Below are 17,979 nucleotides of genomic sequence, written 5' to 3' on the forward strand. Positions count from 1 at the left end.
CTGCAACGCCCGGCAAACTGCGCGGTCATCAGCCCTCACGGCGCTGACTCTGGTACCACTGCTCGATCAGGGTGCGCGCGATCGACAGCCGCGGTGGCAGCAGGATGCCCTGCCCGTCGTCCTTGCTCTCACGCTGCAGCGCCGCGCCGACCTCGTCAACACTGAACCAGCGCGCGTCTTCCAGCTCACCATCCACGGTCGGCACGTCGTCATGCGCGCTGGCGCGGAAGCCCACCATCAAGGCGCCCGGGAACGGCCACGGCTGGGTGCCCTGGTACTGCGCCTGGATCACCCGCACCCGCGCTTCCTCGAATACTTCACGGGCAACGGTCTGCTCGAAGGTTTCACCGGGTTCGACAAAACCAGCCAGCACCGAATAGCGGCGCGCGACCCAGCTGCTCTGCCGGCCCAGCAACAGGCGGCCATTGTTTTCGACCGCGACGATTACCGCCGGGTCCACGCGCGGGTAGTGCTCGGTGCGGCACTGATCGCAATGGCCAATGAAACCGAAGCGACCAAACCGCACCGGCGAGCCACACACGCCACAGAATCGATTGCGTGAGTGCCAGTACGACATCCCGCGGGCATAACAGAACACGTCGGCCAGCTCGGCCGGCCAGGTCACTGCGGCCTGACGCAGGTCCATGCGCTGCGGTGCCTGCACGCTCAGCGTTGCCGCCTCGGCCACAAACCAGGCGCGGCCTTCGCGCAGGCCAAGGAAGATCGCCGTACCCGGGCCACCGCCTAGATCATTGCCACTGAACAGTGCTGCTTGCCGGTCATCATCGGCAAACGCGGTGCCATCGGTGTCCAACACCAATATCTGTGCCGTTGGCCACAACGCAGCCAACGCATCGGCATCCCCACGCAGGGCATCGGCACGGTCCAAGGGCGCCCCGACAAAGGCGTGCCCGGCAATACGGGATTCAGAATTCAGCATCCGCCAGAGCCTGACGACAAAGCAGCACAAGCGCAACCAGCCGCAGTACGGCCGGAACGGCTTAGACCGAGAAGCTGCTACCGCAGCCGCAGGTGGTGCGGGCGTTGGGGTTGCGGATCACGAACTGGGCGCCGGTCAGGCTTTCGCTGTAATCCACCTCGGCGCCCATCAGGTACTGCAGGCTCAGCGGATCGACCAGCAGGGTGACGCCTTCGGTGACCACCGCCAGATCGTCTTCGGCACGGTTTTCATCGAACTCGAAACCGTACTGGAAGCCGGAGCAGCCACCACCCTGGATGTAGACACGCAGGGCGAGCGCAGCATTGCCCTCGTCCTGGATCAGCTCACGCACCTTGGAGGCAGCCGCCGGTGTGAAGTTCAGCGGACGGTCCAGGGACTGGTAATCAGGCGCCGGCTGCATGCCAGGCAGGGAAACTAAGGTGCTCATGGCGCTCAGGATGGGGGCGACAAGCCCCTGTTTCAAGCCGCAGTAGCTTCAGCTTTCTTGGATTTCTCAATGGCTTTGGCATCCGGTGCCGGCAGTGCGGCCATCGCCGCGGTATGCAGCAGGCGGCCGTTGAGCTGTGCACCGGCGCTCATTTCCACCACGGTGTAATGCACGTTGCCGGTGACACGGGCGCTAGGGGTCAGCTCGATCCGCTCGCTGGCATGGACGTCGCCCTCCATGCTGCCACTGAGCACCACCACGGCGGCCCGTACCTCGCCTTCAATGCGGCCGTGTTCAGCCAGGGTCAGCATGGCCTTGGCGCCCTCCTCGGCAATCACCTTGCCGATGATGCGGCCTTCCACATACAGGCTACCGCTGAACACCACGTCACCGCGGATTTCCACCTGGGAGCCGATCAGGGCATCTACGGACAGGTCGGTATCGTGCTTGGATTTGCTTTTGAACATGTTTATTCCCCTCTGCCGTTGCCAGCGAGTTTCCAATCGAATGTCTGGTTGGAGCCCCCCCCGGATCCGGACAGGGAGACTCGCACACGTTGCGGTGTGAAATCCCGGGGCAGCATCACGCTACCGTCCAGTTGTTGAAAATAACGGAAGGAATAATCCTGCCCGGGCACGCCTTTGCGCTGATGTAGGTCATCCCAGCTGACGGTTGTCAGCTTTCCGTCCTTCACACCCTCAACCGAGAATCGCATCTGGCCCTGGCTGATCGCACCGCGATTCAGGTTCTGGGTCAGCACCACGCTGTAATGCCAAGTGCCAGCCGCTTCCGGGGAAAATTCCACCGAATGCGCGTTCAGCCCCTTGCGCTGACTGGTCGAACCGACCAGACGTTCATAGAAGGCGACATCGGCGCGCAGGCCGGCGATTTCTTCGTCGCGCTCGGCCAACGAGGTCTGCACTTCGTTGTTGGCAGCGCGGCTGATCTTGTCCGATGCCTCCAGCGTGGCCTGTCGCTGCCGCAATTCCTCCAGCTGGCTGCGCTGCTGGCCGACCAAAGCCTCGCTCTGGCGCAGCTTCTCGCGCATGCCGCCAGCATCGGGCGAGGCGTAGCGCGCCGCCAGCCAGCCAACCAGCAGCAGTGACAGCAGCCATGCTGCCGCCAGAACAGCGATCGGCACCCAGCTTGGGCGCGGGGTCGCGCCGCCATGCGGGGTGATCTTGAAACGTGAAGAAGGTCGGTTGGTCATGGCAGGCTCCAGTGCTCCCGGAAGGGCGACACCCGTGCTCGATCTGGAACGACGGGCCAGTGTAAACGACAGCAATGCACACGCGCTTGCGCGTTGGCGGCTGGCATTCACCGCAGGCATGCTCGATAGTTGTGGACCTGCTCACAGTACCCCGGCCGGACTCTCCCCATGACCGAAGCCCACGTATTCGTCATCGGCATCTTGCTGGCCTGGCTGGCCGGCATCCGTGTCTATCTGACCGTGTTCGGCGTCGGCATGGCCGGACTGATGGGCTGGGTAGACCTGCCGCCGGCATTGCAGGCCACCGAGTCCTGGTGGGTGCTCGGCACCTCCGGCGCCCTGGCCGTGGCCGAGTTCTTTGCCGACAAGATCCCCGGCGTGGATTCCATCTGGGATCTGCTGCAGACCCTGGCCCGGGTGCCGGCCGGCGCCTTCCTCGCCGCTGCCACCCTGTCGCCCAATGGCGAACTGAGTACCGGCGTATTGGCCGCGGGCGCAGGCATTGCGCTGACCAGCCACGGCCTGAAGGCCGGCACCCGCGCCCTGCTCAACACCTCACCGGAGCCGGCCAGCAACTGGGTAGCCTCGTTTGCCGAAGACAGCGTGGTGATCGGCAGCTTGGCGCTGGCACTGGCGCACCCATGGCTGGCACTTATCTTCGTGCTCAGCGCCAGCATCATTGGCGCGCTGACGGTATGGCTGGTGTGGCGCATGCTATGGCGCGGACTCAAACGCATGTTCGCCAGCACCGACGCGCCAGCTTCGGCAATGCGCAAACCCGGTGACCACTCGCTGCCCCCCGCCCCGTGAGCACATAATTCCCCTCGATGGCCAGCAACGACACTCTTACCGCATCCAACCGCCCGCTGCGCGCGGAAACCCCACCGGCCGATTACTGGCAGCGTTGGAGTGTGCGCAATGCGCCACCCACCGAGGCCGTGCAGGCGCAGCTCAAACCAGACGCCGATGCAGGTGCGGCGGCCATGGCCAGCGATGTCGGTGATGACACTCCCTATCGCGTGCTGATCGTCGAGGACAACCGCTCGCAGGCACTGTTTGCACAAAGCGTGCTGCATGGCGCCGGCATGCAGGCCTTCGTGCAGATGGAAGTGGAAGGTGTGCAGCAGGCCATCAGTGAACACCGCCCGGACCTGATCCTGATGGATCTGCACATGCCCGGGCTCGACGGCATGCGCCTTACCGCGATGATCCGCCAGCAGCCACACCAGCAGCTGCTGCCGATCGTGTTCCTGACCGGCGAAGCCGACCCGGACCGCCAGTTCGAAGTGCTCGACTGCGGCGCCGACGACGTGCTGGTCAAACCGATCCGGCCGCGCCACCTGGTCGCCGCAGTCGCCAACCGCATCCGTCGCAACCGCATGCAGTCGCTGGGCAAGGCCGACGCCGGCCCATTGATGAACAACCCCGAGACCGGCCTGCCGACCCGTCACAACGTGATGCAGCAGCTACAGACTGCCATCACCGAGCGGCAACCGGCCGGCCTGATGTTCATCGAGATCGCCAGCGCGCTGGGGCTGCGTGAGCGCTATGGCTATGCCAGCTACGAACGGTTGATGGTGCAGGCCGGGCAACGCCTGGCCGAGAACCTGCGCCCGCACCAGCTGGCCCGCCTCAATGACAACAGCTTCCTGCTGCTCAGCCGCGGCATCGAAGAAGCGGCAGTACCGGCATTGGCGCAGCAGGTCCGTGATGGTCTGTCCGCGCAGCCGTTTGCACCGCGCGAAGACGAATCCGTATTCCTGCGTTGCGTGGTCGGCCACGCCAACCTGTCGCAGGATCTGAACGATGCTGACACCGCGCTGGAAGCAGTGGAGCGCACCGCCCTGCAGGCACGCCTGAGCAGCACTGGCATTGCTGCCTACGAGAGCAACGACGTCACCATCAACAACGAACACCTGGCCCTGCTCGATGGCCAGATCGAACTTGCCTACCAGCCGATCGTCGCCGTTGCCGGCGGCGACACCGCGCAATACCAGGTACTGCTGCGCCTGCGCCAGAGCACCGGCGCCCTGCTGTCTGCCGGCCAGGTGATTCCCGCGGCCGAAGCCGCCGGACGCATCGCCGACCTTGACCAGCAGGTTGTGGAACACGCGCTGGGCCTGCTGCATCTGTATCAGTTCGCGCAACCACCGATGCGCTTGTTCGTCTCGCAGTCGCTGCGCTCGCTGTCACGCAGTGCCTATGCCGAATGGCTGCTCAATGCGCTGCAGGAACGACAGGTAGCCGGCAATGGGCTGGTCATCGATGTGCGCCTGTCCGATGCACTGGTGCATGCGGTAAGCCTGCAACAGTTCTGCGCGCAGCTGATGCCGGCCGGCGTGCAGTTCTGCCTGAGCCAGTTTGAACCCGGTACCGAAGCCAATGCCTTGCTGACCCAGCTGCCTTTGAGCTTTGTACGCATGGCCGCGCGCTACGCCGAAAGCCACACCAACCAGAAGCTGCGCGACGAACTGCGCGGCACCATCGACCTTGCCCATCGCGCCAACCTGCAGATCATCGGCCAGCAGATCGAAGACCCGCAGGCGGCTGCCGCGATGTGGATGGGCGGCATCGACTTCATCCAGGGCAACGTCGTGCAACGCGCTGGCAGCGAGCTCAACTTCGACTTCCAGAACGCGGTGCTGTGAGCGCGGCTGCATCGGGCGCTGCGCGCGGTTGGGCACTGCTGGCAGCAGGCTGCGCCGCGGCCGCCTGCGCGCTCAGCTTCGTTCCCGCCATCCCTGCCGTGGCCGCCACTGCCTGCGCTGGCGTCGCTGCGGTCGCCGCGCTGCTGGCAGCCATCGGCGCCAGCCAGCAACTGCGGCAGGCGCATGACCTGCAACTGCAGATCGAAGAGCGGGTGCTGGAAAACACCCGCCTGCAGGTTGCCGCACAGGACCACAGCACGCTGCAGGAAGCGCTGCTGCAAGCCAAACAGGCCGCCGAAGCCGCCACTCTGGCCAAGAGCGAATTCCTGGCCACGATGAGCCATGAAATCCGCACACCATTGAACGGCATCCTGCCAATGCTGGAGCTGGTGGCACAGGGCCCGCTGAGCCTGGAACAGCGCAACATGCTCGACACCGCTACCGACAGTTCACGGCAACTGTTCCGCATCGTCGACGACATCCTCGATTACTCCAAGCTGGAAGCGAACCGCTTCGAGCTGGAAATCACCACCTTCAACCTGCGCGAAACCCTGGACGGCATGTTGCGGCTGATGCAGCGAGCCGCCGAGCACAAGGGCCTACGCCTGTCGCTGCACATCGACCCTGCAGTGCGCCTGTCAGTGCGTGGCGACCCGGTGCGGCTGCGGCAGATACTGGGCAACCTGCTGGTCAACGCGATCAAGTTCACCGAACTTGGCGAAATCAGCATCCACGTAAAGCGCCTGGGCGAAACCGCTGCACAGCACCGCCTGCGTTTTGAAGTGCGTGACACCGGCATCGGCGTGGATACCAGCCAACAACAACGCTTGTTCAACGCCTTCACCCAGGCTGATGCGTCCACCACCCGCCTGTACGGCGGCACCGGGCTGGGCCTGGCCATCTGCAAGCGCATCGTCGACCTGATGCACGGCAGCATCGGCGTGCACTCCGAACCCCTGCGTGGCTCCACGTTCTGGTTCGAAATTCCGCTGTTGAAAGTCATCGGCGACCTGCACCAGCCCGACCACCTGCGCAAAGTGCGCCAGGTGCTGCTGGTCACCCCCGAGCAGCGGCTGCGCCAGCGGCTGCAGTTGATACTGCCGAACTGGGGCTACCAGCCGGTTGTCGCCAACAACCTGCAGGAAGCATTGGAACGCCTGCGCAAGCCCACCGTGTCCGGTATTTTCCATGCCGTGATCGGCGATCTGGAGCCACTGCGCAACAGCGCGCCGGCCCTGCAGCGCGCGGTCGAGCGCATGGATGACAGCCGTCCACGGCTGCTGTGGCTATATGGCGACGCCCCGATCGCCGACGTACTGCGCGATGGCGCCACCCTGCTGCCGCGCCAACTACCCGATACCCAGTTGCGCAATGCCCTGGCCGAACCGCTGCAGCTTGCTGCCGGCCCACCTCCTGCACTCCTGCCGAGCACCGCCTTTGCGGCTGCGATAACGCCGGTTGCGACTACATCCACTTCGACAGCGGCAACAGCTGCACCTGCAGGCTTCCCTGCAAGCACGCAAAGCAAGCCGGTGACAGCGCCAGCCGCGGTCATCAGCACCGCCAACGCAGGCGCTGACCTGGCCGGCATGCTGGTGCTGTTGGTCGAGGACAACTCGGTCAACCTGATGGTGGCGCAGAAACTGTTGAAGGTCCTCGGCGCCAGCACCGAAGCCGCGGAGAACGGCGCCATCGCCCTCGACAAGATGCACGCCAAGCGCTACGACGCGGTACTGATGGACTGCCAGATGCCGGTACTGGACGGCTTTGCCGCCACCGGCCGTTGGCGCGAGCACGAAGCCAACAGCGGTGCCAGCAGCCGCCTGCCAATCATCGCCATGACCGCCAACGCCATGGCTGGCGACCGCCAGCGCTGCCTGGACAGCGGCATGGACGAATACCTGTCCAAACCCATCTCCCGCGCACAACTCCTGAACTGTCTGCTGGCCTTCAAGCCCGCATCCACCGCAACTGCCGATCCGGTTACCAGCATGCCCAGCACCGACCTCTCCGCCAATGCATTGGCCGCCGCCTCCACCGCCCATACCGATGGCATCACCGCCTCGATACTGGAGCGCAGCGTGCTGGATGAACTGTTCGAGATTGCCGGCGATGAGATCAACGCCATCATCGACGTGTTCCTGGACGAGACCCCGCAGTTGGTGCGGCATCTGCAGGAAGCAGCGGTGATGCCCGACCTGAAGCGACTGGGCGAGCTCGCGCACAGCCTGAAGTCTTCAAGCGCCAATGTCGGCGTACTGGCCCTGTCTGAAGCCGCGCGCCGGCTTGAGCACGGCGCGCGCAGTGGCACGCTGGAGCGGCCCACCGTGATGGTGGCGCTGATCGTGGCCGAGTTTTCGCGCGCGCGCATGGCACTGAACGGCTATCAGGCCGATCAGCGCGCGCAAACGCAGGAGTGATTCCGCTACAGCGGAATCAGTCTTCCAGCTTGGTGAGCAGGTAGTTCGGCTCGCCAATGCGTTCGATAAGATCGAGCTGGGTTTCCAGCCAATCGATGTGCTCTTCCTCGGAATCGAGGATCTTCACGAACAGCTCGCGGCTGACGTAATCACTGATCGACTCTGCATAGGCGACTGCATCGCGCAGCACCAATGCCGCCTCGTTCTCCAGCGCCAGATCGCACTTGAGGATTTCGGTGGGGTTTTCGCCGATGCGCAGCTTGCCCAGTGCCTGGAAGTTGGGCAGACCTTCGAGGAACAGAATGCGATCGGAGAGCACGTCGGCGTGCTTCATCTCGTCGATCGATTCCTTGTATTCGTGTTCGGCCAGCTCGTTCAAGCCCCAGTTCTTCAGCATCTTGGCGTGCAGGAAGTACTGGTTGATGGCGGTCAACTCGTTGTAGAGGACCTTGTTGAGAAATTCGATGACCTTGGCGTCGCCTTTCATGGCGCTGACTCCGACTAGAGGAACGAGCGCACTTTACCGGTTGCCGGCAGACAATGAAGGAACGCGAATCGTGATCATTAGCCACCGCCGCTGGCGGTGGCGGAGGGCCTGTTCAGGCCGCCCGCAGCAGCGGCAAGGGCAGCTCGCGGGTAGCACGCGCCTGCTCCAGCAGGCCGGCCGCCATGTCCAGGCAGGAACCGCAGTTGGAGCCGCAACCGGTGCGCATGGTCAGCTCAGACACCGTGTCGCAGCCGGCAAGCGCGGCTTCACGGATCTGGTGATCGGTAACTCCATTGCAGATGCAAACGTACACGGCTTGAGGCCCCAGAACCCGGCACGTATCGGCCGTGCCAGCATTCAATCGCAAATGCGAATGGTTGTCAATTTCGGACGTTAATCATTATTAATCTTCTTCCCGCGCCAAACCCCTGGACGCCGCGGGCGCTTGCGCGGCCGCTCATGGCCAGCACTGCTACCCGGCATCCAGGCCTCCTGTGCGGCCGCAGGCATCGCCTGAACGCCCTGGCCTGCGATACCCCGCGCCAAGGGCGCCAGATGGCGCAGCGCGCGCGCGTAGACGCCACGCTTGAAGATGACCACGTGCTCCACCGGGTACCAGAAGTCGACCCAACGCCAGTGGTCGAACTCCGGCGTATCGGTTTCATCCAGCCGCACATGCGCCTCGTCGCCGGTCAGCCGCAGCAGGAACCAGACCTGCTTCTGACCGATGCAGACCTGCTTCTCGGTGTGACGGATGGCCCGCGGAGGCAGCCGGTAGCGAAGCCAACCGGGGGTCGCCCCCAGGACTTCAACGTGTTCAGGCAGCAGGCCGGTTTCTTCCTGCAATTCGCGATACATGGCCTCGACCGGGGTTTCATCGGTATTCATGCCGCCTTGCGGGAACTGCCAGCCATCCCGGCGCACGCGTCGTGCCCAGAAAACCTGCCCGTCTTCCCGCATCAGCACTATGCCGACGTTCGGTCGATAGCCGTCCGGATCGATCACGATGCGGACTCCTAAAATTTCTACTGCCGAGGACTCTGCCATGGCTGCTGTCATGCCACAAGCACAGAAAAACCTGTTGACAAAACGTCACGGCACCACCAGAATTACCGGCTCCCAAGGCTATGTAGCTCAGCCGGTTAGAGCACAGCACTCATAATGCTGGGGTCGGTGGTTCGAGTCCACCTATAGCCACCATGGGAAGCAGGTTAGACCTGCACTACAGCCCCGTCGCCAAGCGGTAAGGCATCTGACTCTGACTCAGACATTCGGAGGTTCGAATCCTTCCGGGGCTGCCAAACATAAAAGGCCTGATCGAAAGATCAGGCCTTTTTTCTATTCCAGACCATCACACCCAGACCAACCAACAGGCCGGGTGTGCGATAATCGTCACGCACCATAGCCCCGTCGCCAAGCGGTAAGGCATCTGACTCTGACTCAGACATTCGGAGGTTCGAATCCTTCCGGGGCTGCCAAACATTAAAGGACCAGATCGAAAGATCTGGTCTTTTTTTTGCGCCTTGAGTTTTGCAGCAGACACCATTTCAGCTCCAGCTCCAGATCGACCCCCGCCCTTGCACCTACCCGCCTGCCGTCATTCCCGCGCAGGCGGAAATCGCCCTGGCCCGGGCTTTTGCATCCACCCTTGACCATGCAGATACCAAACCAGCAGCAAAAGGCAAAAGAGCCCAAGAGCGATTCCCGCCTGCGCGGGAATGACGGCATACAGCTGAATGCCAGGCCGAAGCCGAACGCAAATACAGAGGCAATTGAAATCCAAATCCCGACCCCATAAACGACAAAAGCCCGGCCAAGGCCGGGCTTTTGCTTTCCCAGTGGGATTCCGGAGAATCCCACCCCGAAGCGATTAACGCTTGGAGAACTGGGTGGCGCGACGTGCCTTGTGCAGGCCGACCTTCTTACGCTCGACTTCACGGGCGTCACGGGTCATGAAGCCAGCCTTGCGCAGCTCGGACTTCAGGGTTTCGTCGTACTCGACCAGCGCACGGGCGATGCCCAGACGGATCGCACCGGCCTGGCCGGTGGTGCCGCCGCCGGCAGCAGTGACAAGAATGTCAAAGCTTTCGGTGTTCTGGGTCAGTTCCAGCGGCTGACGCACGATCATGCGTGCAGTCTCACGGCCAAAGAACTCGTCCAGCGGACGGCCATTGACGGTGATGTTGCCAGTGCCCTTGCGCAGGAACACGCGAGCGGTGGAGGACTTGCGGCGGCCAGTGCCGTAGTTTTGAGTGATAGCCATGATTAGATATCCAGAACCTGCGGCTGCTGTGCTGCGTGCGGGTGCTCAGTGCCTGCATAGACCTTGAGCTTGCGGTACATCTGACGACCCAGCGGGCCCTTCGGCAGCATGCCCTTCACAGCGGTCTCGATGACGCGCTCGGGGTGACGCTCAAGCGCCTGCTCCAGGGACTCGGTCTTCAGGTTACCGATGTAACCGGTGAAGCGATGGTACTTCTTGTCCTTCAGCTTCTTGCCGGTAACAGTGATCTTGTCGGCATTGATGACGACCAGGTAATCACCGGTGTCAACATGCGGGGTGTAAACCGGCTTGTGCTTGCCACGCAGGCGGCGAGCCAGCTCGGTGGAAAGACGGCCCAGCGTCTTGCCGGCGGCGTCAACGAGGTACCAGTCGCGCTGGACGGTCTCGTTCTTTGCAGTGAAAGTGCTCATAAAGAACTCAGGTAGGTCGGGCTGGTTACGGCGAGATGAACCACCGGAACTTTGCCACGCGTTGTGAAGGTGAAACAGAAGAGGCGGGATTGTACTGGCCGCACGCCCCTAGCGCAACTCGGCGCCTGAACGGGCACCTCGCCACGGCCTTGGCAGGCCGCAGGCCAACGGCGAGAATCGGGCATACCCCACTGCACTGCCCTGCCATGATCACCGCCCGCGTAAACACGCCGCTGGACCACCTGCTGACCCAAGCCCAGCGCGCCCTGGATACGGTATTCGGCAATCCGCCGGCTGCCCGCCCCAACCCGGCCGGCGACACCCCGGAGGTGGTACTGGAACCCGCCGAGGTCCGCCACGCGGCCGGGCTGATGCGCATCAACCACGTCGGCGAGGTCTGCGCGCAAGGGCTGTATTTCGGCCAGGCAGCGGTCGCCCGCGACCCGGCCACGCGCGCACATCTACTGGAAGCGGCGCAGGAAGAGACCGACCACCTGAGCTGGTGCGCCGATCGCCTGCGCGAACTGGACAGCCGCCCCAGCCTGTTCAACCCGCTCTGGTACGCAGGCAGCTACACCATCGGCACCCTGGCCGGCCTGCGCGGTGACGGCTGGAACCTGGGCTTCGTGGTGGAAACCGAACGCCAGGTGGAGGCCCACCTGGATGAGCACCTGCAGACCCTGCCGCCGGCCGACCAACGCAGCCGCGAGATCCTCAAGGTGATGAAGATCGATGAAGCCCGGCACGCCGAGCACGCCGAACATGCCGGCGCGCGCAAGCTGCCGTTCCCGATTCCGTCGGTGATGGCACTGGCCTCCAAGGCCATGAAGGCCGTGGCCTACCGGCTTTGACGCCCGCAGCCATGCTGCGCCAGGGCTACCGGCCACGCCCCACCTGTAGTGCCGAGCCATGCTCGGCAGGGGCCTTACCGACCAAACTCCACCCGTAGAGCCGAGCCATGCTCGGCAGGGGCGTTACCGGGAAAGCATCTGCCGAGCATGGCTCGGCACTACAGGTGAAGCCCAATGCCGAGCCTGGCTCGGCCCTACATTTACAAAAAGAAGGCGGCCCCGTGCATTAACACCCGGCCCCCAACGGCAAAACTCTGCATCGGATGCAGGGCGGGCTGTCCCGCCTGTTTTTGCGCAAAACCGGCATACCGGCCGTGCGCAGGCAGTGCTTATTCGGCCAGATTGCGCCCGTGGAACAGCTCTTCGATCTCGCGACGCAGCAGCGCTTCGATCTTCATGCGTTCCTTGAACGACAGGTTCTTGGCCTTCTCTTCGAACAGGTACTTGTCCAGGTCAAAGTCCTGCAGGTGCATCTTCGTGTGGAAGATGTTTTCCTGATAGACATTGACGTCGAACATCTCGTAACGCGACTTGATGTTCTTGGCCAGGAAGTTCTGGATCGAATTGATCTTGTGATCGATGTAGTGCTTCTTGCCCTTGATGTCACGGGTGAAGCCACGCACGCGGTAGTCCATGATCACGATGTCTGATTCCAGACTCTCGATCAGGTAGTTCAGCGCCTTCAACGGCGAAATCACGCCACAGGTTGCCACATCGATATCGGCGCGGAAGGTAGCAATACCCTCCTGCGGGTGCGTTTCCGGATAGGTGTGCACAGTGATGTGCGACTTGTCCATGTGCGCGACCACGGCATCGGAGATCAACTCCTTGCCGGCCTGCTTCTTGTCGATCACCGGCTCCTCGGAAATGAGAATTGTGACCGAGGCACCCTGAGGGTCGTAATCCTGACGCGCAATGTTCAGGATGTTCGCACCGATGATTTCAGCCACATCGGTGAGGATCTGCGTGAGTCGATCGGCGTTGTATTCCTCGTCGATGTACTCGATATAACGCTGGCGCTCCTCTTCGGTACGCGCATAGCAGACGTCATAAATGTTGAAGCTCAAGGCCTTGGTGAGGTTGTTGAATCCTTGCAACCTCAGGCGAGGCAACGGCTTGACCACGGCGGTCGATCCTGTAGATGGTGGGAAAGGCGGAAGTATGGGGCAAAGTGGGTCGCTGTGATACTTGAACCTTTATGCCCGTTTGCCCCTTATGCTCAGCGTCGTTAAGCTTGCCCATTAAGCAAGTTCATCCAAACTGTGAACGCCATCATGAGCCCAGGTAACGCCACCACCGCGTCAAACGTGCGTCTTGCCTCCAGCCCGCTGGCGCTGGACATCGCGACCATCGATCGCTTTCTGGCCCACAGCCACCGCCGCCGCTACCCGGCGCGGACCGATGTGTTCCGTCCGGGTGACCCTGCGGGGACCATGTATTACGTGATCAGCGGCTCGGTCAGCATCATTGCCGAGGAAGACGACGACCGTGAACTGGTACTGGGCTACTTCGGTGCCGGCGAGTTTGTCGGCGAGATGGGCCTGTTCATCGAGTCGGACAAGCGCGAAGTCATCCTGCGCACCCGCACCCCCTGCGAGCTGGCCGAGATCAGCTACGAACGCCTGCACCAGCTGTTCCTGGGTCCGCTGTCGGTAGACGCACCCAAGCTGCTGTACGCCATCGGCTCACAGATCTCCCGGCGCCTGCTGCATACCAGCCGCAAGGCCAGCCGCCTGGCCTTCCTGGACGTGACCGACCGCATCATCCGCACCCTGCACGATCTGTCCAAGGAGCCGGAGTCGATGAGCCACCCTCAAGGCACCCAGCTGCGCGTCTCCCGTCAGGAAATCGCCCGACTGGTAGGCTGTTCGCGGGAAATGGCCGGCCGCGTACTGAAAAAGCTGCAGGTCGACGGCCTGCTGCATGCCCGCGGCAAGACGGTGGTTCTTTACGGGACGCGGTAGCACCCGCGCTGATACGTATTCACGTATCAACCCCATGGTTTGCGAAGCAAACCATGGGCCCCGGCTCATAAGCTCCCAATTCCCCGCGCCTGTCGGCGCGCCCCCTTTACTAAAGGGGGCTGTCTGGCTTGATTTACCTCGCGAAAGCCCTTTGTCTGCGATCTGGTAGCGCGGGCGAGCGGACGCGCACCCGGGGCCTTGGCGCGTTGGCGGCTATACCGTCAGCCGCCCGCCAATCGATGTGATGTTTACCGACTTCCTGCAGGCGTTATATCTTCCGTGCGGCATCGTTGAAGTGTGATGCCTGTCGGCGCCAAGAATCTCATTCGCCATTGCGAATTCCCGAGCTACTTCGTGCTCGATGCCACGCCAAATCGCCATTCCGAATCCCGCGGCGAATGACCACTTCGCCGACATAGTTGCGAATTAGCGACTGTTCGGCGCTGATATTGGTCAGAAATCGACCTGGGCCATTACTTACCGATGTAGCTTTCCTTGACCTGCCCTGCCGTGACCCGCAGGCTTGGGGTATGGAATTTGGCAATGAATTTTACTGGTTCATCCTGATCGGGCTGGGCGCGCAGCTGGTGGATGGCGCGCTGGGGATGGCGTTCGGGCTTATCTCGTCCTCGGTACTGCTGAGCATGGGGCTGCCGCCTGCGGCGGTCAGCGCCAGCATTCATACTGCCGAGGTGTTCACCACCGGGGCCTCCGGGGTTTCGCACCTGGTTGCGGGCAATGTGGATAGGCGCCTGTTCTTTCGTCTGGCGATACCCGGCGCCATCGGCGGGGCAATCGGCGCCTATGTGCTGACCCAGCTGCCCGGCGATGTCGTACGCCCCTTCATCTACCTCTACCTGCTGGTGCTGGCGATCTTCATCCTGGCCCGCGCGGCCGGTAAGTTCATGGCCAAGCAGGAAGTGAAGCGGGTGCCGGTACTGGGCTTCTTCGCCGGCCTGCTGGACGCAACCGGGGGCGGCGGCTGGGGGCCGGTGGCCACATCCACCCTGCTGGCCCGAGGCGGTCAGGCACGCACCACCATCGGCTCGGTCAACGCGGCCGAATTCATCGTCACCTTGTCGATCTCGGCGACCTTCCTGCTGTCGATGGGCCTGCAGCACCTGTCCATCGTCGCCGGCCTGCTGGTCGGCGGGATGATGGCCGCGCCGGTAGCGGCGCTGCTGGTGAAGCGGGTCAAGGAGCGCTGGGTACTGATCGCCGTTGGCGTACTGGTGCTGTCGATCAGCCTGTTCCAGATTGGAATGGCGGTGGTGAAGCTGCGGGGGGCTTGAGGCGATGTTGCTCTTAATAGCCCCTCTCCCGTTCACGGGAGAGGGGTTGGGGTGAGGGCAGCTTTTGCCTTAAAGCCTTAAAAGCCCCCTCATCCGCCCTCCGGGCACCTCGCTCCGCGCCCCGGCCCCGCGTAGCACGCGGGGCGTACGAACAGTCACGAGCCTTTGGCTCGTAAACGCCTGTTCTTAACCCCGCAGGCGGGAGAAGGGATGTCGGCTCCGGCAGGCTCTTCAGACACGTCAAAAGCCCCCTCATCCGCCCTTCGGGCACCTTCTCCCGTAGACGGGAGAAGGGATGTCGGCTTCGGCAGGCTCTGCTGGTGCGTCAAAAGCCCCTCCCCCGTCCTTCGGGCACCTTCTCCCTTAAACGGGAGAAGGTATGTCGGCTCCGGCTGGATCGTTGTCGGCTCCGCTTTGGATTACTTGGGCAGCGGCTTGCCGCCGCGCCCCGGGCAGCCCCAGTTGAGGATCGGGGTGCCGGCCGGCAATACCTTGCCGAAATACTCAACGCGCGAATGCTTGGGGTTCACCACCACCGGGGCCTTGGCGGCCTTGAGCAGCGGCAGGTCGGCAGTGCTGTCGGAATAAGCGATGGCGATATCGCCGTAGCCGCGCTCGCGCAGCATGCGCATCTTCTCTTCGTTGTGGCAGTGACGGGTGGCGCCCATCGCGCCCAGCCGCGGGCCGACTTCGCTGCCGATCACCGGCACGCCCTGCTCGGCCACGAAGGCCAGGATGGCGCGAGCCAGCTCCGGTGGTGCGCCGGTTGCCACGATCACCCGGTCGCCGGCACGGCGGTGTGCGGCGAACACCTGCAGGGCATGCGGCAGCAGATGCTGACGGATCTCGTCCTCGTGCTTGAACACATACTGGTCGATCACCTTGTTGAAATCACGGGCCTGATGCAGGCCGAAGGTGGCGATCCAGACATAGCCGGAAATACCGAAGCGACGCGTCGGCAGCATCGCCACCAGCAGCCCCAGCAGCGGCGTGGCAAGGATGGCTACCAGCAGCCGCAGCGGATTGCGCTTGATCAGCCAAGCAAACAGATGGCTGCCGGAATCGCCGTCGTACAGGGTGTGATCGAAGTCGAAGACAACCAGTTGCGCGTCGTCACGCGGGTTCGGGTAGGGATCAGTCATGCCGGGAAGAATAGCTGACGCAGGCCCTCGCCCGGCTCTTCGACGCGCATGAAGGTCTCGCCGACCAGGAAGGCATTGACCCCGGCGTCGCGCATCAGTTTGACGTCGGCCGGGCCCATGATGCCGCTCTCGGTGACCAGCAGACGGTCGCGCGGCACCGCGTTACGCATCTCCAAGGTGGTGTCCAGCGAGACTTCGAAGGTGCGCAGGTTGCGGTTGTTGATGCCGACCAGCGGCACCGGCACCTGGATGGCACGCTCCAGCTCATCGATGTCGTGCACTTCCACCAGCACGTCCATGCCCAGCTGCATCGCCAGATCCGACAGCTCGGCCAGCTGGCGATCGTCCAATGCCGAGACGATCAGCAGGATGCAGTCGGCACCGAGCACGCGCGCCTCATAGACCTGGTACGGATCGATGACGAAGTCCTTGCGCAGCACTGGCAGCGTGCAGGCCTCGCGGGCCTGGCGCAGGTACAGGTCGGCACCCTGGAAAAAATCCACATCGGTCAGCACCGACAGGCAGCTGGCGCCACCCAGCTCGTAGCTCACCGCGATGTCGGCCGGATGGAAATCCGGGCGTATCACGCCCTTGGACGGGCTGGCCTTCTTGACCTCGGCAATCACCGCAGGGTCACCATTGGCGATGGCCGCGTTCAGCGCGTTGGCAAAGCCGCGCACCGGCGAGGCATCGGCCAGGCGCGCCTTCAACTCGGCCAGCGGCACGTTGATGCTGCGCTCGGCTACCTCCTGCACTTTGCGGGCAAGGATGGTATTGAGGATGTCGCTCATGGATCTGCTTCCTGGAAGACGGGCGTTGCTGACGCGGGTGATGAGGGATTATCAGGGATTGCCGGCCAGCGCGCGGCTGGTGGCGACGTACTGCTGCATGCGTGCGCGGGCGCTGCCATCAGCAATCACCGCGCGGGCACGGGCCAGGCCATCGGCGATGCTGTCGGCGACACCAGCCACATACAGCGCGGCACCGGCATTGAGCGCGACGATATCGTTGGCCGGGCCCGGCTGGTTGTCCAGCACCGCGCGCAGCATGGCGATGGACTCTTCGGGATTCTCGACCTTGAGATTGCGGCTGGCCGACATGGCGATGCCGAAGTCTTCCGGATGAATCTCATACTCACGCACCTTGCCGTCACGCAGCTCACCAACCAAGGTGCCAGCACCGAGCGAGATTTCATCCATGTTGTCGCGCCCCCACACCACCAGCGCACGCTCGGCGCCCAGCTCACGCAGCACGCGCGCCTGGATGCCGACCAGATCCGGGTGGAACACGCCCATCAGGATATTGGTAGCGCCGACCGGATTGGTCAGCGGGCCGAGGATGTTGAAAATGGTGCGCACGCCCATTTCGCGGCGTACCGGCGCGACCACCTTCATTGCCGGGTGGTGCATCGGCGCGAACATGAAGCCGATGCCGGTCTGTTCGATGGCTTGTGCCACCTGCTCCGGCTGCAGCTCGATCACCGCACCCAGTGCTTCCACCGCATCAGCGCTGCCGGACTTGGACGACACACTGCGGTTGCCGTGCTTGGCGACCTTGGCACCAGCTGCGGCGACCACGAACATCGAACAGGTGGAGATATTGAAGGTATGCGAACCATCGCCACCGGTGCCGACGATGTCGACCAGATGGGTCTTGTCGGCAACCTGCACCGGGCGCGCGAACTCGCGCATCACCGTGGCGGCGCCGGCGATCTCACCAACGGTTTCTTTCTTCACGCGCAGACCGGTGAGGATGGCCGAGGTCATGGTCGGCGAAATCTCGCCACGCATGATCTGCCGCATCAGATCGACCATCTCGTCGAAGAAGATCTCGCGGTGCTCGATGGTGCGTTGCAGGGCTTCCTGCGCGGTGATGGTCATGAC

At 63.2% G+C, this 17,979-nt stretch carries 19 protein-coding genes and 3 tRNA genes; 9 read left to right on the top strand and 13 right to left on the bottom strand.

What is annotated here, in order from left to right; all coding sequences use genetic code 11:
* Positions 1-28: 28 nt before the first annotated feature.
* From nudC to ACVOMB_RS01825, 4 genes are all read right to left on the bottom strand, one after another.
* The gene (nudC, locus tag ACVOMB_RS01810; protein ID WP_481529681.1) at positions 29-940 is read right to left on the bottom strand and encodes an NAD(+) diphosphatase; all 912 of its coding nucleotides are present in this window, start codon (positions 938-940) and stop codon (positions 29-31) included.
* Positions 941-1,001: 61 nt separating this feature from the next.
* Positions 1,002-1,388, bottom strand: coding sequence for an iron-sulfur cluster insertion protein ErpA (gene erpA, locus ACVOMB_RS01815; protein WP_481529682.1), 387 nt, complete (start codon positions 1,386-1,388; stop codon positions 1,002-1,004).
* A gap of 32 nt (positions 1,389-1,420) precedes the next feature.
* Positions 1,421-1,855 carry a bactofilin family protein gene (locus ACVOMB_RS01820; protein ID WP_481529683.1) on the bottom strand — a complete coding sequence of 145 codons (435 nt, stop codon included), beginning with the start codon at positions 1,853-1,855 and terminating at the stop codon, positions 1,421-1,423.
* 2 nt (positions 1,856-1,857) lie between these two features.
* Positions 1,858-2,598, bottom strand: coding sequence for a DUF6776 family protein (locus tag ACVOMB_RS01825; protein WP_481529684.1), 741 nt, complete (start codon positions 2,596-2,598; stop codon positions 1,858-1,860).
* Positions 2,599-2,766: 168 nt separating this feature from the next.
* On the opposite strand from ACVOMB_RS01825, the gene ACVOMB_RS01830 reads away from it, so the two are divergent.
* The 3 genes from ACVOMB_RS01830 to ACVOMB_RS01840 are packed head-to-tail and all read left to right on the top strand — an operon-like array spanning position 2,767 to position 7,666.
* On the top strand, positions 2,767-3,408 hold the full coding sequence (locus tag ACVOMB_RS01830; protein WP_481529685.1) for a DUF4126 domain-containing protein: 642 nt from the start codon (positions 2,767-2,769) through the stop codon (positions 3,406-3,408).
* Between the two features lie 17 nt (positions 3,409-3,425).
* The gene (locus ACVOMB_RS01835) at positions 3,426-5,246 is read left to right on the top strand and encodes an EAL domain-containing protein (protein ID WP_481529686.1); all 1,821 of its coding nucleotides are present in this window, start codon (positions 3,426-3,428) and stop codon (positions 5,244-5,246) included.
* Positions 5,243-7,666, top strand: coding sequence for an ATP-binding protein (locus ACVOMB_RS01840; protein ID WP_481529687.1), 2,424 nt, complete (start codon positions 5,243-5,245; stop codon positions 7,664-7,666). The genes ACVOMB_RS01835 and ACVOMB_RS01840 overlap by 4 nt, the downstream gene beginning before the upstream one ends.
* 16 nt (positions 7,667-7,682) lie before the next feature.
* Here ACVOMB_RS01840 and bfr read toward each other — a convergent pair whose 3' ends face one another.
* The 3 genes from bfr to ACVOMB_RS01855 form a co-directional block, all read right to left on the bottom strand.
* On the bottom strand, positions 7,683-8,153 hold the full coding sequence (gene bfr, locus ACVOMB_RS01845) for a bacterioferritin (RefSeq protein ID WP_481510232.1): 471 nt from the start codon (positions 8,151-8,153) through the stop codon (positions 7,683-7,685).
* Positions 8,154-8,265: 112 nt separating this feature from the next.
* On the bottom strand, positions 8,266-8,466 hold the full coding sequence (locus ACVOMB_RS01850) for a (2Fe-2S)-binding protein (protein ID WP_296249808.1): 201 nt from the start codon (positions 8,464-8,466) through the stop codon (positions 8,266-8,268).
* 80 nt (positions 8,467-8,546) lie between these two features.
* Positions 8,547-9,158 (bottom strand): RNA pyrophosphohydrolase, encoded by a 612-nt coding sequence (locus ACVOMB_RS01855; RefSeq protein WP_481516544.1) that lies wholly within the window; start codon positions 9,156-9,158, stop codon positions 8,547-8,549.
* 118 nt (positions 9,159-9,276) lie between these two features.
* Between ACVOMB_RS01855 and ACVOMB_RS01860 the strand changes: the two genes are divergently transcribed.
* From ACVOMB_RS01860 to ACVOMB_RS01870, 3 genes are all read left to right on the top strand, one after another.
* Positions 9,277-9,353: transfer RNA gene (locus tag ACVOMB_RS01860), tRNA-Met, on the top strand.
* Positions 9,354-9,379: 26 nt separating this feature from the next.
* Positions 9,380-9,454 (top strand) — tRNA-Gln (locus ACVOMB_RS01865).
* Between the two features lie 102 nt (positions 9,455-9,556).
* Positions 9,557-9,631: transfer RNA gene (locus ACVOMB_RS01870), tRNA-Gln, on the top strand.
* A gap of 392 nt (positions 9,632-10,023) precedes the next feature.
* On the opposite strand, the gene rpsI is transcribed toward ACVOMB_RS01870, so the two are convergent.
* On the bottom strand, positions 10,024-10,416 hold the full coding sequence (gene rpsI / locus ACVOMB_RS01875) for a 30S ribosomal protein S9 (protein ID WP_057626426.1): 393 nt from the start codon (positions 10,414-10,416) through the stop codon (positions 10,024-10,026).
* 2 nt (positions 10,417-10,418) lie between these two features.
* A complete protein-coding gene (gene rplM / locus ACVOMB_RS01880) occupies positions 10,419-10,847 on the bottom strand; it encodes a 50S ribosomal protein L13 (protein WP_481516541.1) in 429 nt (142 codons plus the stop codon).
* A 206-nt stretch (positions 10,848-11,053) separates the two neighbouring features.
* Between rplM and coq7 the strand changes: the two genes are divergently transcribed.
* On the top strand, positions 11,054-11,698 hold the full coding sequence (gene coq7 / locus ACVOMB_RS01885; protein ID WP_481529688.1) for a 2-polyprenyl-3-methyl-6-methoxy-1,4-benzoquinone monooxygenase: 645 nt from the start codon (positions 11,054-11,056) through the stop codon (positions 11,696-11,698).
* Positions 11,699-12,027: 329 nt separating this feature from the next.
* On the opposite strand, the gene speD is transcribed toward coq7, so the two are convergent.
* Entirely contained in the window at positions 12,028-12,822 is a 795-nt protein-coding gene (gene speD / locus ACVOMB_RS01890) for an adenosylmethionine decarboxylase (protein ID WP_481514339.1), read from the bottom strand.
* Between the two features lie 150 nt (positions 12,823-12,972).
* Here speD and crp point away from each other — a divergent pair, with 150 nt between their 5' ends.
* Together crp and ACVOMB_RS01900 are read left to right on the top strand one after the other, a co-directional pair.
* Positions 12,973-13,662 (top strand): cAMP-activated global transcriptional regulator CRP, encoded by a 690-nt coding sequence (gene crp / locus ACVOMB_RS01895; RefSeq protein ID WP_481514338.1) that lies wholly within the window; start codon positions 12,973-12,975, stop codon positions 13,660-13,662.
* A 530-nt stretch (positions 13,663-14,192) separates the two neighbouring features.
* Entirely contained in the window at positions 14,193-14,954 is a 762-nt protein-coding gene (locus ACVOMB_RS01900) for a sulfite exporter TauE/SafE family protein (RefSeq protein WP_481529689.1), read from the top strand.
* A 419-nt stretch (positions 14,955-15,373) separates the two neighbouring features.
* Here the strand turns inward: ACVOMB_RS01900 and ACVOMB_RS01905 are convergent, their stop codons facing one another.
* From ACVOMB_RS01905 to trpD, 3 genes are read right to left on the bottom strand one after another with little or no spacing between them, the layout of a single operon-like run.
* A complete protein-coding gene (locus ACVOMB_RS01905) occupies positions 15,374-16,096 on the bottom strand; it encodes a haloacid dehalogenase-like hydrolase (protein WP_481529690.1) in 723 nt (240 codons plus the stop codon).
* Entirely contained in the window at positions 16,093-16,887 is a 795-nt protein-coding gene (gene trpC / locus ACVOMB_RS01910) for an indole-3-glycerol phosphate synthase TrpC (protein ID WP_481529691.1), read from the bottom strand. Before trpC ends, ACVOMB_RS01905 begins: the two co-directional genes overlap by 4 nt.
* A gap of 51 nt (positions 16,888-16,938) precedes the next feature.
* Complete coding sequence (trpD, locus tag ACVOMB_RS01915; RefSeq protein WP_481529692.1) at positions 16,939-17,976, bottom strand: anthranilate phosphoribosyltransferase; 1,038 nt, start codon at positions 17,974-17,976, stop codon at positions 16,939-16,941.
* Positions 17,977-17,979 lie beyond the last annotated feature (3 nt).

This window comes from Stenotrophomonas sp. STEN018, assembly GCF_056760235.1.